This window comes from Marinilactibacillus kalidii, from assembly GCF_017599325.1.
GTDB classification, from domain to species: domain Bacteria; phylum Bacillota; class Bacilli; order Lactobacillales; family Carnobacteriaceae_A; genus Marinilactibacillus; species Marinilactibacillus kalidii.
The window spans coordinates 57,172-72,158 of record NZ_JAGFVM010000004.1; the positions used below are offsets into that span (position 1 = coordinate 57,172).

A 14,987-nucleotide genomic window follows, 5' to 3' on the forward strand; every position below is an offset into this window, starting at 1 on the left:
CTTTTCAGTGAGCCAACGACGGTGTGAAGTTGGTAAGTTCTTATAATTGGATGATCACTCAGTAGCTCTTTAACGAATGAAGTAGTTAAAGACGTTTCTCTGCGTTAAAGAGAAGAGGGAGAAAAAGCGGTCTATGCTAGAATGTTTTTTCTCTGAAGTAAGGTGGTACCACGAAGATTTCGTCCTTTTATAGGATGAAGTCTTTTTATTTTCAAAAAAATGTATAAAAGAGGATGTATAAAAATGGAAGTAAAAGAAACCCTTAATCTATTGAAGACAGCTTTCCCTATGCGAGCTGGTCTTCCAAATAAAGAACCCGATCGTCAAGCTGATTGGGAAGAAAACAATGTTTATGCAAACAGACAAGAATTAAATCAAAATAAAACACCTTTCATTTTGCATGATGGACCGCCATATGCAAATGGCAATATTCATATGGGCCACGCGCTAAATAAAATTTCTAAAGATGTTATTGTACGTTATAAATCGATGTCAGGTTACCGTGCGCCTTTCGTACCTGGATGGGATACACATGGATTACCAATTGAACAAGCTTTAACAAATTCAGGCGTAGACCGCAAATCAATGTCTGTATCGGAATTCAGAAAATTGTGTGAAGAATATGCTTGGGAACAGGTCAATAAACAACGTGAAGATTTCAAACGCCTTGGTGTAGCGGGTGAGTGGGATAATCCTTATGTTACGTTAACAAAGGATTATGAAGCAGAACAAATCAAAGTGTTTGGTAAGATGGCTGAGAAAGGGTATATCTATAGAGGACTTAAGCCAATTTACTGGTCACCTTCAAGTGAATCTGCATTAGCAGAAGCGGAGATTGAATATCAAGATGTTCGGTCAGCGAATATTTATGTTGCTTTTCAAGTCAATGACGGAAAAGGTGTATTAGATAACGATACTTCGTTGATCATTTGGACGACGACTCCTTGGACATTACCAGCGAATTTAGCGATTGCTGTCAATCCTGAATTTGATTATGCAGTAGTAGAAGCAGATGGGCGTAAATTTGTTGTTGCATCTAAAATGGCAGAAGAAGTAGCTGAAACTTTAGGCTGGGAAAAAGTAGAGCTTATCAAAGAAATCAAAGGGTCTGAATTGGATCGATTAACGACTAAACATCCTTTTTATGATCGTGACTCACTTGTTATAATGGGAGACCATGTAACATTAGAAAGTGGTACGGGATTAGTGCACACAGCTCCTGGACACGGGGAAGAAGATTTTATCGCTGCTCAACAGTATGGATTGAAAGTACTGTCTCCAGTTGACGAAAAAGGTTGTTTTACTGATGATGCACCTGGACTAGAAGGTGTATTCTATGATGACTCAAATAAAATCATCACAGGTTGGCTAGAAGAGAAAAATGCATTATTGAAAATCGATTTCTTTACGCATAGCTATCCACATGATTGGAGAACCAAAAAACCAGTTATTTTCCGTGCTACACCACAGTGGTTCGCGTCAATCAAAGATTTCCGTGAAGATATTTTAAATGCTGTACAGGAAGTAGATTGGGTTCAACCATGGGGCATGCAACGTCTTTACAACATGGTTAGAGACAGAGGCGATTGGGTTATTTCTCGCCAACGAGCATGGGGTGTACCATTGCCAATCTTTTATGCTGAAAACGGTGATGCTATCATCACACCAGAAACGATAGAACATGTTTCGAATTTATTTGCTGAATATGGTTCAAACGTTTGGTTTGAAAGAGAAGCTAAAGATTTATTACCAGACGGATTTGAAACACCCTCAAGTCCTAACGGAGTGTTTACGAAAGAAACGGATATCATGGATGTTTGGTTCGATTCTGGTTCTTCACACCAAGCCGTATTAAAAGCAAGAGACAATCTATCATTCCCTGCAGATATGTACCTTGAAGGATCGGATCAGTATAGAGGTTGGTTCAACTCAAGTTTAACAACAAGTGTAGCAATCAATGGAACAACACCTTACAAATCAGTTCTTTCTCAAGGAATGGTCCTTGATGGGGATGGACGTAAAATGAGTAAGTCTCTCGGCAATACAATTTTGCCGGAAAAAGTCATCAAACAAATGGGTGCTGACATTGTTCGATTATGGGTCTCTAGTGTAGATTCTCAAGCCGACGTACGTGTGAGCATGGATATTTTGAAACAAGTATCAGAAGTTTACCGTAAAATTAGAAATACGATCCGTTTCTTGATTCAAAATACAGAAGATTTCTCCTACGCAGAAAACAATGTAGCTTATGAAGATTTGAGAACCGTTGATCAGTATATGATGAATCGTTTGAATCGTACAGTTGAAAAAGTATTGAACGCTTATGAACAATACAATTTCTCAGATATCTATAAAGAAATCAATCAATTCTGTACGGTAGATATGTCTAACTTCTATGTAAACTTTGCGAAAGATGTTTTATATATTGATGCACCAGATGCACATTCTCGTAGAGCGATGCAATCTGTGTTTTACCAAGTGATTTTGAAGTTAACAAAATTGCTGACGCCTATTCTTCCACATACGGCTGAAGAAATTTGGTCATACTTGCAAGAAGAAGAAACTTACGCACAATTGACTGAGATGCCTGAAGTAGAATCTTATGAAGGTTCAGAAGCATTAGTCACTAAATGGGATCACTTCATGAAAATCAGAGATCACATTCTTAAAGCAAATGAAGTAGCACGTGAAAATAAAGTGATTGGTAAAGATTTTGAAGCTGATACGACGTTATATGTATCAGAAGAAGTAAACCAATTACTAGCATCCTTAAACACAAACTTGCGCCAAATTTTAATTGCTTCTAACGTAACAATTAAACCTCTAACAGAAAAACCTGAAAATGATCGTTCTATTTTAGATTTTGAAGGCTTATCCGTTAGTGTTCAGCATATGTCAGGGGAAGTATGTGAAAGATGTCGAATTACTTCAGAAGAATTAATTGAAGTCGAAGGTGTAGGGAAACTATGTCCTAGATGTCATCAAATTTGTGAAGAACATTTCCCAGAATTATTTGAAGAAAACTAAAATCTGAAAGAGCCGACGTAAATGTCGGTTCTTTTTTTTACCAATATATCAGATGATAAGGGATACAATCGCTAATTATTTATCATTTTATTTAAAGAAAGCCCTTGCAATAAAAAATAATCTTTTGTATACTTTAAGTGTAATAGATGTGAGGCAGCAATCAATAAATAAATCGATGCACTTATAGTAGTCTGTTGCAAGTATTTACTTAGGAGGAAAACGTATTATGGCTCAAGGAACAGTAAAATGGTTTAATGCAGAAAAAGGTTTTGGTTTTATCGAAGTTGAAGGTAGTGAAGACGTATTTGTACACTTCAGTGCAATTAACAGTGAAGGATACAAATCATTAGATGATGGTCAAGCAGTTGAGTTTGACATTACTGAAGGCGACAGAGGCCCACAAGCTTCTAACGTTGATAAGATATAATAACAACTAAAAAGCTCCATGTGATCGCGAAAGCGACTACATGGAGCTTTTTAGTTGTTTAAAATGCTAATAGATAAGAATTATTTTTTAGCAAGTAAGCTGAATAGGAATACAACGATTACCGCACCAACAATAGCTGGTAAGATTGCAATACCTCCAATAGAAGGTCCTAAATCTGCTAGTAAATATCCACCAAGTGCTGAACCTAATAAACCAACAATAACATTACCAATAATTCCACCTGGTACGTTTTTACCAATAATTGCTTGACCAATGGCACCTACAACTCCACCGATGATTAACATTAAAATAAAACCTAACATAATAACTCTCTCCTTTTTCTTTGCTTCTTTATGTTACTAACTATACTGCATCGCCATATTTTGTTCAAATAATACGCCTCGCAAAAAAAAAAACTTCCCTAGTAAAGGGAAGTTAGTAAATTAGCGATCGGTGATTTTGAGTAATTGGTCTCTTAGGCGATCTTCCATTCTAACAAGCTGTTGCTCAGCTTCCTTACGTTTAGTTCGACCTTCTTGTTGAATGGAAAGGGTCTCTTCTAAAGTTTCTACTAAATCAGTTTGTGTTTTTTCTAAGGTTTCTATATCGATGATGCCACGCTCATTTTCACGAGCAGTTTCAATAGAAGACTGTTTCAACATTTCTGAATTCTTCGTTAATAAATCATTTGTAGTTTCAGAAACTTGTCTTTGTGCAGTAACGGCCTCTTTTTGACGTAGTAATGTTAGCGCAATAACAATTTGATTTTTCCACAATGGAATAGCTGTATTGATAGAAGTTTGAATTTTCTCTGATAGTGCTTGATTTGTGTTTTGAATCAGTCTGATCTGTGGTGCTTGTTGGATGGTCATTTGTCTAGCAACTTTTAAATCATACACACGTTTTTCTAAACGATTTTGGAACTGATTTAAATCGTTAACGCGCTGGACATCCATTTGGTTCGTACTGCTTTCTGCAACCTTCATAGCATTTGGAACGGTCTCTTTTTCAAGTTCTTCAAGTTTCAATTCACCAGCAGCAATATAAATATTCAGCGCTTCAAAATACTCATAATTCTTTTCATATAGTGCGCCAAGCATCTCATTGTCCTTGAGTAGGGCATCTTTTTCTTTATCAAGCTTTACGGCAATCTTGTCGATTTGAGCACCAATCTTTTGATACTTTGCCGTTGTTTCATATATAGATCGATTGATTTTTTTGAACATTTTTTTAAAGATATTTGAATTATCGGCTCTTAAATCATTCGGATCGCTTTCTTTTAGGCGGAACATTAAATCATTAAGTGTTTCTCCGATATGGCCAGTTTCCTGATTTTGTACGTGATTGAGTACAGAATGAGAAAAATCTCCTAAACGTTGTTGAGCAGCTGATCCATAATTTAAAACAGCATCAATATCATTATCAGCAATTTGCTTAGACAGTTGCTTTGCTTGCTTTTGACGTTCCTCTGGTAGCGTATCAAATAGACGTTTTGCCTGAGGCTGGTCCTCGCTATTTAGATCTGTAGTTGTTTCCGTATTGGGGGCAGGTGGATTTTTAAGCATCTCCCCAAAAGGATTCGCTAATAAATCATCTAATTCACTTGTTGATGCTTGTTTTTCTTTAGTAAGGTCTTGAGTATCCTTATTGTCGACCATAAATCGTGACATCCTTTCAATGCAAGATTAGTTAAACTTCTTCATGTTTCATCATATCTTCTTCAAAACTATTATCCTTCTCTAGAGATCTTTTTGCAAGTTCGACCTCTACTTCCATGTCAACGATATCATCTGATTTGAATTCAACATAATCTTCTGCAATTTGTTGACACATTTTGTCTAGTGTCTGGGCAGATTTGTCTAGCATGTCGTAGGTCGCTTTACTTTTAGCCTGGTGGTTGTTAATTTCATTGTATTTTCCAGATAAGTCTGCTAAAGATGGTAAGTGAACATAAAGAAACTGGTCAACTTCGTGAAGTCTATTAGGTTCTTTGATGATTTCTCTAAACAATGATTTCGTTAAGTGGATAGTGTTGTTACGATTTTCAATTGCTTTTAACTTTCCAGTTGCCAACATATTTTTTTCGATTGTTCTGATTTGATGCTTAGCATTTTGCATTGTTTGACGGAAGTATTGAATATCTTCTTTTTCTAAGCCTTTTGAAGTATAGAAAGCTTCTTTTTCAGAAGATAATTTTGGTAGCTTTTTCTTATCAGCTGGTCTGGATTTTTTTCCGCGCATGTATAAAAGTAAGACACCTAATGAAATACTTAACAGAACGGAAGGGATAAATGGGAAATTAAATGCGACTAAAAAGCTAAATAAAAATATGATAGTTATACAAGTTAACAAATAAATGAGTATATCTGCTAAACGATTATTATTCATGTTGGCTCCTCCAATGTTTTTCCTTTGAGATTTGTATCTTTATTTTATCACAAATTTCAAAAAGAATGACATAGGACCTTAGGAGGATATTAAAGCTTTAAACTTTCTTAAAACATCCGGTTTCACCCAACGAAGTTGACTCAATTGATGAAATCTTTTTATGGATACTGTATGATATCTGTAACATGAAAGGAATGAGATCTCTATGGATTTTGAAGAAAAAACAATTAGTAGTGAAGTCATTTATAATGGAAAAGTGACGAAGTATGTGGTTGAAGATGTGCGACTACCAAATGGTAAAGAGTCTAAAAGAGAAATTGTCAGACACGCGGGTGCTTCTGCGGTCATTGCATTTACAGAAGACGATAAGTTAATTTTAGTTAAACAATACCGTAAAGCGATAGAACAAGTCAGTATTGAGATTCCAGCAGGATTAAAAGATAATGAAGATACAGATGGTATGATGACGGCGAAGAGGGAATTGGAAGAAGAAACCGGTTATCGAGCAAAAGAGTGGATATTCGTGACATCTTTTTATAGTACACCTGGGTTCACAGATGAGTTCCTGGAAATCTATGAAGCAAGTGACTTGACCATCGCAGAAGATCCTTTACCAAAAGATGAAGATGAGACGATCGAATTGCTGACATTAACGTATGATGAGGCATGGGCAGAATATGAAAAAGGAACACTACGTGATTCAAAAAGTGTTTTTGCCCTCTTTTATTGGAAGATGTTGCGTTTAAAAGCGGAATAGAGGTAGGCATAAATGGTATCTAGAAAAGAGATTAAAAATCAAAAACGAAAAGAATCAAAAGAAAATGCAAAAGTGCTCAGAAAAAATAAAAAAGAAAACCGAAAAAAAGAGAGACAACTCTCTAAACAAGGAAGAACGACTAAGAAACGGTTAGATGAGATGGAACGTTACCGCAAGACAGAAAAAGTGCTGACGCGAGCCATTGTAATTGTGTCGTTACTGCTGATAATTGTATTAGTTTATGCATTTTATGGTTAGGAAAGAGGAGAAGTGAGAGAATGAAAATAGGAATCATTGCAGCAATGGAACAAGAGGTAACGACTTTAGTTAAACAGTTAGAAGAAAAAAAAGAAACAACGATTGCCAATCAAACTTTTTATGATGGTAAGATAAATGGCAATGACATTACACTTGTTCAGTCTGGTATAGGTAAAGTAAATGCTGCTATCGCTACAGCTTTGCTTATTCAGACTTTTCAAGTGGAAGCTGTCATTAATACTGGTTCTGCTGGTGGCATCGGTAAAGGTCTTAAAGTAGGGGATCTAGTCATCTCTACTGAGCTTACTTATAATGATGCAGATGCACGTGTCTTTGGGTACAAATACGGTCAAATTCCACAGATGCCGGCTCTTTATGAGGCAGATCAATCAATCATTGAAAAGGTAGCATCCGCTGCTAAAGAGACAAACTGGCACGTGGAAAAGGGTTTGATTGTTTCTGGTGATTCGTTTATTGCTGGGGATGAACAGACCTCTAAAATCAGAGACTATTTTCCCAATGCACTTGTGACCGAGATGGAAGGAACGGCTGTCGCACAAACTTGCTATCAGTTCGGAACACCGTTCACAGTAGTCAGAGCACTTTCTGATACAGCGGACGAAGAAGCTTCTGTTTCGTTTGACGAATTTATCGAACAAGCAGGAAAGAGATCAGCAGAATTAGTCTTAAAAGTGATAGAAAAGGGTTAAGAATTGTAACTGAAGCAGTACGAAAAGGCGTGAGCACTTTATAAAAGTGTTCGCACTTTTTTTTGATTTAAAGTTGAATAGAATTAGGAAAATCAGTATACTGGTATATGATAGTGATAATCATTCTCATTTGATATGTGAAAAATATCACTTGCATATAGAGGAGTGATTTCATGAAGAAAATCTTATTCACTGGCTTTTTATTGATCAGTATCCTTTTATCTTTGATGGTGGGTGTAATGTTTATACCCATTAATCATCTGTTTGCACCTGATGAAACAGAAAAATTACTTATTCTGACATTGCGATTGCCCAGGACTGTGAGTCTTTTAATAGCTGGAGCTGCGCTATCGGTATCAGGTTTACTTATGCAGCAAATAACGCAAAATAAATTTGTTTCACCAACTACTGCTGGAACGATGGCAAGTGCTCGGCTAGGAATCATATTAGCAATGGTGTTTTTCGGACAACAATCTTTATTACATAAAACCCTCTTTGCTTTCGTATTTTCTATTATAGGAACTATCTTGTTTGCTCATTTTTTAAAAACCATTCAATTAAAACAGTCTATGATGATTCCGCTAGTGGGTCTGATGTTCGGAAATGTAATAGGTGCTTTCGGTACATTTATAGCCTATCAATTTGATTTAATTCAAAACGCCACTTCTTGGTTACAAGGTGATTTATCACTGATTAGTTCAGAAAATTATGGGCTGATCTATATCACGCTACCATTGATGCTCATGATCTATCTGTTCTCACATTACTTCTCAGTTCTTAATTTAGGAAAACAACAAGTTACAGGTTTGGGGGTATCCTTCGAACAAATTGAAATGATAGGAATCATGATTGTCGCAATCGCATCAGCAGGTGTTTTATTAACAGTCGGAAATATTCCTTTTATTGGATTGATTATACCCAACGTGCTGTCACTGAAAAGTGGTGATCATTTTAGGAAGTTATTGTTTCCAACAGCCTATTCAGGCGCTGTATTTCTAATTTGGTGCGATATTTTTTCAAGAATCATCGTTCATCCTTATGAAGTGCCCGTCAGTCTAACGGTTGGTGTGATAGGTACGATACTTTTCTTATTTCTACTACTCAAAGGAGAAAGAGCATGACAAAAAATCGGTTAGTTTATCGAAAAGTCTTGATAATGGGGGGAATAATGATTGTATTGATGTTCCTGTATATGACGATTGGTTCACGGGGGAACTGGTCTTATATCGTTTCTTTACGTGGGAAAAAGATAGTGGCTTTAATACTGGTGAGCATTTGTTCAACAGTGGCGACGATTGTTTTTCACACGATTTCTCAAAACAGAATCTTGACGCCTACTATTATTGGTATGGATACGCTATACATATTTTTTCAAACAATTGTCTTATTCTCATTGAGTCATTTTCATGCAATTGCACAAAATAAATACTGGAATTTTTTCCTTTCTGGCATGGCTATGATGCTTTTTAGTTTAGTGCTATATGGCTTATTTTTTAAACTTTATCCTGGAAGAATTTATTTGTTGCTGATGACTGGGCTGATTTTAGGTACTTGTTTAAGAAGTTTGACTACTTTTTTACAAGTACTGATGGAGCCGAATGAATTTTTGCTTCTTCAAAGCCGCTTATTTGCAAGTTTTAATCGAGTTGAGGTTGGTCTCGTCGGCATCAGTATCGGCATTGTTATACCAACGATTCTTTATATTTTTTTGCATAGAAGATCACTGGATGTCTTGCATTTGGGTAGAGCTCAAGCAATCGCTTTAGGTTTAGGTGTTGATCGATTCAACTTGAAATTATTTATCATGATTAGTCTATTAACCGCGGTTTCTACAGCATTAGTAGGCCCAGTAATGTTTCTAGGGTTTTTGGGTGCGAATGTATCCTATAAAATATTTGAAACATACGAGCACAGCATTTTATTTTTGGGTGGCTGTTTTTTTACGATTTCTTTCGTCTTGTTGGGACAAATGATGATTGAACACGTTTTTCATTTTCAAACAACGTTAAGTGTTGTCCTTGAGTTTGTAGGTGGTAGTTATTTCTTATATGTGCTGTTAAAAGAGAGGGAGGTCATTAAATGATTGAATTAACGCATGTTTCTAAGTGTTATGGAAAAGAATCTATCTTGAACGATCTTTCTGCAATGATTGAGAAAGGTAAGCTGACAGCTTGTGTTGGGCCCAATGGTGCAGGTAAAACGACTTTGCTTGAAATGATCAGTCGTTTAAACCGGACAGATAGTGGTGAGATTTATATCAATGGCGGTGAAGTAAATGAATGGAACTCTGGTAACTTGGCTAAGACGTTATCTATTTTGAAGCAAAGCAATCAATTCACTATGCGGTTAACAATTAAAGAGCTCGTTTCCTTTGGCCGCTTTCCTTATACAAAAGGGAAATTAAATGAATATTGTCACGAAGTCATCGAGCGATCTTTGGTTCAAGTGGGCTTGTTGGAGCAAGCCGATCAGTATATTGATACACTGTCGGGTGGACAGCTACAAAGAGCATTGATTGCGATGGTGCTCGCGCAAGATACAGAATACATTCTGTTGGATGAACCCCTGAATAATTTAGATATCAAGTATAGTATTCAGTTGATGAAGATCATTAGGGAATTGGTAGACGTTTTTGGTAAAACGATTATAACCGTCATTCATGATATCAACTTCGCATCTGCCTATGCAGATAATCTAATAGCAATGAAGGATGGAAAGCTGTTTGCTTCCGGGCCAGTAAATGAAATTATTAATGCGGAAACAATTCAATCACTTTTTGATACAGAAGTAGAAGTGATAGAAAGAAAAGGGAAAAAAGTGATTTTATATTATTAAAATTTGGAGGATGATTTATTATGATTAAAAAGTTATGGGTACTAAGTTTGATGACAGTTGGATTGCTTTCCGCCTGTTCAGGTGAAGCTGCTGACGAAAATGATGAATTAAGTTCGAATAGTTTGGATGTTGAAGAAATCGCAGTAACTGATTCAAATGGTGAAAAGGTAGAAGTACCCGTTGAACCTGAAAGAGTGGTCATTTTTGATATGGGTTTACTTGATACATTTGTTGAACTAGATGAGAGTGACAGAGTAGTAGGTGCAGCAACGCAAAGCTTGCCTTCTTATTTAGAGCAAGTAGATCAATCGACTATCCATTCTGTTGGTAGTTTAAAGGAACCTGATTTGGAAGCCATTTATGCATTAGAACCTGATTTAATTTTGATTTCAGGTAGACAACTGGATTTTTTGGACGAGCTGAATGAAATTGCACCAACATTATACTTGAGCGTGGACCTGACAAACTACTGGGATTCTTTCGAAAAGAATATGCTGACTGTTGGACAAATTTTGAATAAAGAAGATCAAGTTGAACTGAACATAAAGGAGATTAGTGATGAAGTCGCTGAGCTCAAACAATCTGCACAAAACACTGAGATGACAGCATTAGTGACGATTTTAAATGAAGGAAGTCTTTCTGCTTTTGGAGAGAATTCTCGCTACGGCATGCTCTATGATGTATTCGGCTTTGAACCAATCGATAATAGCATTGAAGCCTCTACGCACGGTCAATCTGTTTCCTTTGAATATGTTTTACAAGAAGACCCTGATTTGCTATTTGTTGTAGACCGTACGAAAGCTATAGGTGGAGATACATCAGAAAGTGACTTAAGTGCGAATCCTGTCATCAAAGAAACACTGTCTTATAAAAATAATCAAATCATCTATTTGGATCCTGAACTGTGGTATTTATCAGGGGGTGGACTACAATCGATGAATTTGATGATTGATGAACTGAAAACGCAAGTAGATTTATCTGAAAACTGATTTATTTTAAGAGGATTATCTAAATTTTGATTAAATCTGTGTTATAATTTGTAGTAGAGATTCATGGAGGAATAAATAATGCAGAATGTTTTTAAACAAGCAAATTTTGATATTTTTGAGATAGAAGGACTTGAAAACCGAATGGCTTATATCCGCAAAGACATTCAACCCATTTTTCAAGCTCTAGGAGATACTTTCACGCCCATTGTTGCTGAAAAGACTGGTTATCCTATGTTTTTTCACATTGCACAACATCGTAGACGGACTTCAAATCCACCGGAGTCCACTTGGTGTGCTATTGGAGGAGATAAAAGAGGGTATAAAAAGTATCCTCATCTTCAAATAGGTATTAATGATGATCATATATTTATCTTCTTGTCGATTATAGACAATCCTATTTATGAAACAGAAATGGGTAAGGCGCTACTTTTACATCCTGATCATTGGAAAGCGTTAGACGATTCCTATGTTTTGTCAGGTGACCATACAAAGCCTACCATCGAACCACTGACTGAGAAGGCTGGTGTTCAAATACTTGAACGGTTGCTAAAGGTTAAAAAAGGAGAATTTTTGATTGAAAGGGTCATCGAAAATGGAAGTAGTCTTTTAGAGAATCCAGAAGCTCAAAGTAAGTTTATCAAAAAAACTATTAGCCAGCTGATCCCACTTTATAGACAGTTGTTAGACATTCATTTCGAACAGAGTGGACCGGCGTTGTAGTCGTAACTAGCCTACCGGTTCAGATTAGGGAGGCAGAATTGATTATCAAAACGAAGCGATTAACACTTAGACCGTTTAAGAACATAGATTTTCAAGAAACGTACGATATCTATAAAGATGAACAGACTTGTCGATTTCTTCTACATGGGGCATGGGATCAAACGAATGCTCAGGAGGAATTTGATAGAAAAGTTTCGAAAAATATACTAGATAAAGATCATGCTTTAAGTTTAGCCGTATTACATGAAGATAAGGTGATTGGCGACCTTTCCATATGGTATACAGACAAGAAAGAAACTGTGGAAATAGGGTATAGTTTTAATCGATTATCCTCTGGTAATGGCTATGCTTCAGAAGCTGTGCATGAGATGATTCATCAACTGTTTTATGAATTAGGTGTTCACCGAATACAAATCAATATGGATGCACGAAATAAAAATTCTCAAAACGTATGTCTAAGAATGGGAATGAGGCAAGAAGCACATTTTATTCAAGATTACTGGTACAAAGGAGAATGGTCGGATAGCTTGGTATATGGCCTGTTAGATTCAGAATACGATAATCAACTAATCTACTAAAATGGATTTAAATAAAACCCCGCTCACTAAATGTGATCGGGGTTTTATGGCGTATCTTTAGACAATTATAGGTGGATTAGATATGATGGATATATAGTTATCTTTGAAGCAATAGATGATTATTGCCTCGAAGAAATAGATAATGGAAGGTGAAAACATGAAAGAATTATTTGCATTTCCAACAGATGAGATTTTACAGACGGACGAGGTTTATCTATCGATTTCGATGAATGCTCAAGATAACGCATTCGAAACGGAAGCGAATCAGATCCAGTTTCAAAATTTATTGAAGGACGCAAAAGAAAAAATTTGCGATGTGTATGATGAAAAAACATGTGACACTTTCTTGAATGAGTTACAAATGGTTAGAGATGATACGGACTTTTGGAGAAAAGCTACTGAAAGTATCGTATTTTATGTAACAAAAACGAATACGTATTTTTATCGTTTGAGTGTTGCTGTCAATAATAACGTTGTATTATCTAACCAAGCTTACGTCCTGCCATTGATTGCGAATTTCCAATATGTCAGTTACTTCCACTTACTATGCTTGAATCACGATAAATTTACACTTTATAATGGTCGCGGTAGTCGCTTGCAAGAGATTTCTCTTCCAGATGATGCACCGACTAATTTAGAAAAAGCATTGGGTGACGAATTGACAGGTGGGGAATTAAACGCTGGAGATTATAATGGTTCTTCAGGTCAAGCAATGTTCCACGGACATAATGAAAAAAGTAATGAGGTTCAAATTGATCAAGATAATTACTTTAGAGCTGTAGATAAATACGTTTATGATCACTATACTAAACCAACAGGCATTCCATTAGTCTTGTTCGCTCTACCAGAGAACATTGCTGATTTTGAGCGTCTATCGAAAAATCCAAAATTAGATGAAACAAAAGTAGAAGGTTCAACGGCACAATTAACTACTGCGGAAATTGAAGAAAAAGCAAAAGCAGTTGTTAACGACATTATTGACCGTCGTTACAAAGCGCTTGTTGAGAAATTTAACGAAACAACACCCGAATTTAAATTAGAAGCGCAATATAATGATCTAGCAATGGCTAGTATTCAAGGGAAAATCGATACCCTACTCATTGAGGATAATTACCAAGTACAGGGAACCATTGACGAGAATGGCCAGTATCAAGAAGGTACAGAAATCAATGCATATGTTAATCAACTTACCCAAAATGTGCTGAAAACGAGCGGTAAAGTTTATGTATTAGACAAAGCGAGTATGCCATCAGATACAGGTATCGCTGCGTTACTAAGATTCTAATGTTTGATAAATTTGATTGAATAAGCAACCATCCTGTGATTCTTAACAGGCTGGTTGTTTTTCTTTATTGACAATGTGTTAGAAAAGCGATATACTATTCTTTGTGTAAAATAATGCAGCAAGAAATGGTAACCGCGTCAACAGTTTCTTAAATCAAGTAAACTAGTAACCTGCGGCTGCAATGGCGAACGTTCATAGGACCTGCACGTATTACTGAATTTCTATCACGTTATTTTACTCCAAAAAAATTATTGGAGGAATACAATTATGGCTCGTTTTACAGGATCTTCTTGGAAAAAATCTCGTCGTTTAGGCATTTCGCTTTCAGGAACTGGTAAAGAATTAGAACGTCGTCCTTATGTTCCAGGACAACACGGACCTACAAGTCGTATCAAATTATCTGAATACGGTATGCAATTAAAAGAAAAACAAAAACTTCGTTTTATGTATGGTGTTAATGAACGTCAGTTCTTTAACTTATTCATAAAAGCTGGTAAAATTCGTGAAGGTAAACACGGTGTTAACTTCATGATCTTACTTGAACAACGTTTGGATAACGTTGTTTACCGTCTTGGCCTTGCGACTACTCGTCGTCAAGCACGTCAATTGGTAAACCACGGTCACATTACTGTTGATGGAAAACGTGTTGACATCCCTTCATACAGCGTAAAAGTTGGAGAAGTTATTGGTGTTCGCGAAAAATCTAAAGACATTAAAATCATTAAAGAATCAGTTGAATCTTTATATGGTCGTCCAGACTTCGTTACTTTTGACGATGAAAAATTAGAAGGATCACTTACTCGTTTACCATTACGTGAAGAAATGCCTGCTGATATCGATGAATCATTCATCGTTGAATACTACAACCGTTAATCTTAATGGATTTAAAAGCTTGCACAAATTGTGCAAGCTTTTTTTTATGTGCGCCCGGCATGGGCGACAACTTGGTGGTGAAAGTCCACTACAGGATTGGCAGTAGGAACTGTTAGCGAATGACAAGGGTGTCCGCCGTG

16 protein-coding genes are annotated in these 14,987 nt (G+C 36.4%); 13 read left to right on the forward strand and 3 right to left on the reverse strand.

Annotated elements, in window-relative coordinates:
* The first annotated feature begins 243 nt into the window (after positions 1-243).
* Positions 244-3,027, forward strand: a complete 2,784-nt coding sequence (gene ileS, locus J5J05_RS01280) for an isoleucine--tRNA ligase (RefSeq protein WP_208558853.1) — start codon at positions 244-246, stop codon at positions 3,025-3,027.
* A 226-nt stretch (positions 3,028-3,253) separates the two neighbouring features.
* Entirely contained in the window at positions 3,254-3,454 is a 201-nt protein-coding gene (locus tag J5J05_RS01285; RefSeq protein WP_208558854.1) for a cold-shock protein, read from the forward strand.
* An 80-nt stretch (positions 3,455-3,534) separates the two neighbouring features.
* Here the strand turns inward: J5J05_RS01285 and J5J05_RS01290 are convergent, their stop codons facing one another.
* The 3 genes from J5J05_RS01290 to J5J05_RS01300 form a co-directional block, all read right to left on the reverse strand.
* Positions 3,535-3,759, reverse strand: coding sequence for a GlsB/YeaQ/YmgE family stress response membrane protein (locus J5J05_RS01290; protein WP_341868491.1), 225 nt, complete (start codon positions 3,757-3,759; stop codon positions 3,535-3,537).
* A 138-nt stretch (positions 3,760-3,897) separates the two neighbouring features.
* A complete protein-coding gene (locus J5J05_RS01295) occupies positions 3,898-5,112 on the reverse strand; it encodes a toxic anion resistance protein (protein WP_208558856.1) in 1,215 nt (404 codons plus the stop codon).
* 31 nt (positions 5,113-5,143) lie between these two features.
* Positions 5,144-5,842: a 5-bromo-4-chloroindolyl phosphate hydrolysis family protein gene (locus tag J5J05_RS01300; protein ID WP_208558857.1), complete on the reverse strand. Its 699-nt coding sequence runs from the start codon at positions 5,840-5,842 to the stop codon at positions 5,144-5,146.
* Positions 5,843-6,047: 205 nt separating this feature from the next.
* Here J5J05_RS01300 and J5J05_RS01305 point away from each other — a divergent pair, with 205 nt between their 5' ends.
* The 11 genes from J5J05_RS01305 (at position 6,048) to rpsD (ending at position 14,847) form a co-directional block, all read left to right on the forward strand.
* Positions 6,048-6,599, forward strand: a complete 552-nt coding sequence (locus tag J5J05_RS01305; RefSeq protein WP_208558858.1) for an NUDIX domain-containing protein — start codon at positions 6,048-6,050, stop codon at positions 6,597-6,599.
* Positions 6,600-6,611: 12 nt separating this feature from the next.
* Positions 6,612-6,857 (forward strand): hypothetical protein, encoded by a 246-nt coding sequence (locus tag J5J05_RS01310; RefSeq protein ID WP_244244554.1) that lies wholly within the window; start codon positions 6,612-6,614, stop codon positions 6,855-6,857.
* Between the two features lie 20 nt (positions 6,858-6,877).
* Positions 6,878-7,567 carry a 5'-methylthioadenosine/adenosylhomocysteine nucleosidase gene (locus tag J5J05_RS01315; protein ID WP_208558859.1) on the forward strand — a complete coding sequence of 230 codons (690 nt, stop codon included), beginning with the start codon at positions 6,878-6,880 and terminating at the stop codon, positions 7,565-7,567.
* Between the two features lie 173 nt (positions 7,568-7,740).
* Entirely contained in the window at positions 7,741-8,688 is a 948-nt protein-coding gene (locus J5J05_RS01320; protein ID WP_208558860.1) for an ABC transporter permease, read from the forward strand.
* On the forward strand, positions 8,685-9,650 hold the full coding sequence (locus tag J5J05_RS01325) for an iron chelate uptake ABC transporter family permease subunit (RefSeq protein ID WP_208558861.1): 966 nt from the start codon (positions 8,685-8,687) through the stop codon (positions 9,648-9,650). Before J5J05_RS01320 ends, J5J05_RS01325 begins: the two co-directional genes overlap by 4 nt.
* On the forward strand, positions 9,647-10,402 hold the full coding sequence (locus J5J05_RS01330) for an iron ABC transporter ATP-binding protein (protein ID WP_208558862.1): 756 nt from the start codon (positions 9,647-9,649) through the stop codon (positions 10,400-10,402). The genes J5J05_RS01325 and J5J05_RS01330 overlap by 4 nt, the downstream gene beginning before the upstream one ends.
* Positions 10,403-10,422: 20 nt before the next feature.
* On the forward strand, positions 10,423-11,391 hold the full coding sequence (locus tag J5J05_RS01335; protein ID WP_244244555.1) for a siderophore ABC transporter substrate-binding protein: 969 nt from the start codon (positions 10,423-10,425) through the stop codon (positions 11,389-11,391).
* A 78-nt stretch (positions 11,392-11,469) separates the two neighbouring features.
* Positions 11,470-12,111 carry a DUF1054 domain-containing protein gene (locus J5J05_RS01340; RefSeq protein WP_208558863.1) on the forward strand — a complete coding sequence of 214 codons (642 nt, stop codon included), beginning with the start codon at positions 11,470-11,472 and terminating at the stop codon, positions 12,109-12,111.
* Positions 12,112-12,149: 38 nt separating this feature from the next.
* Positions 12,150-12,689, forward strand: coding sequence for a GNAT family N-acetyltransferase (locus J5J05_RS01345; RefSeq protein ID WP_208558864.1), 540 nt, complete (start codon positions 12,150-12,152; stop codon positions 12,687-12,689).
* Positions 12,690-12,846: 157 nt separating this feature from the next.
* Positions 12,847-13,974 (forward strand): baeRF6 domain-containing protein, encoded by a 1,128-nt coding sequence (locus tag J5J05_RS01350; protein ID WP_208558865.1) that lies wholly within the window; start codon positions 12,847-12,849, stop codon positions 13,972-13,974.
* 267 nt (positions 13,975-14,241) lie between these two features.
* Positions 14,242-14,847 carry a 30S ribosomal protein S4 gene (rpsD, locus tag J5J05_RS01355; RefSeq protein WP_208558866.1) on the forward strand — a complete coding sequence of 202 codons (606 nt, stop codon included), beginning with the start codon at positions 14,242-14,244 and terminating at the stop codon, positions 14,845-14,847.
* Positions 14,848-14,987: the final 140 nt, after the last annotated feature.

Coding starts and splice junctions, on each gene's coding strand:
- J5J05_RS01310 (WP_244244554.1), top strand. CDS start 6,612: ATGGTATCTAGAAAAGAGATTAAAAATCAAAAACGAAAAGAATCAAAA.
- J5J05_RS01335 (WP_244244555.1), top strand. CDS start 10,423: ATGATTAAAAAGTTATGGGTACTAAGTTTGATGACAGTTGGATTGCTT.
- J5J05_RS01300 (WP_208558857.1), bottom strand. CDS start 5,842: ATGAATAATAATCGTTTAGCAGATATACTCATTTATTTGTTAACTTGT.
- J5J05_RS01330 (WP_208558862.1), top strand. CDS start 9,647: ATGATTGAATTAACGCATGTTTCTAAGTGTTATGGAAAAGAATCTATC.
- J5J05_RS01320 (WP_208558860.1), top strand. CDS start 7,741: ATGAAGAAAATCTTATTCACTGGCTTTTTATTGATCAGTATCCTTTTA.
- J5J05_RS01340 (WP_208558863.1), top strand. CDS start 11,470: ATGCAGAATGTTTTTAAACAAGCAAATTTTGATATTTTTGAGATAGAA.
- J5J05_RS01325 (WP_208558861.1), top strand. CDS start 8,685: ATGACAAAAAATCGGTTAGTTTATCGAAAAGTCTTGATAATGGGGGGA.
- J5J05_RS01290 (WP_341868491.1), bottom strand. CDS start 3,759: ATGTTAATCATCGGTGGAGTTGTAGGTGCCATTGGTCAAGCAATTATT.
- ileS (WP_208558853.1), top strand. CDS start 244: ATGGAAGTAAAAGAAACCCTTAATCTATTGAAGACAGCTTTCCCTATG.
- J5J05_RS01305 (WP_208558858.1), top strand. CDS start 6,048: ATGGATTTTGAAGAAAAAACAATTAGTAGTGAAGTCATTTATAATGGA.
- J5J05_RS01285 (WP_208558854.1), top strand. CDS start 3,254: ATGGCTCAAGGAACAGTAAAATGGTTTAATGCAGAAAAAGGTTTTGGT.
- J5J05_RS01350 (WP_208558865.1), top strand. CDS start 12,847: ATGAAAGAATTATTTGCATTTCCAACAGATGAGATTTTACAGACGGAC.
- J5J05_RS01295 (WP_208558856.1), bottom strand. CDS start 5,112: ATGGTCGACAATAAGGATACTCAAGACCTTACTAAAGAAAAACAAGCA.
- J5J05_RS01315 (WP_208558859.1), top strand. CDS start 6,878: ATGAAAATAGGAATCATTGCAGCAATGGAACAAGAGGTAACGACTTTA.
- rpsD (WP_208558866.1), top strand. CDS start 14,242: ATGGCTCGTTTTACAGGATCTTCTTGGAAAAAATCTCGTCGTTTAGGC.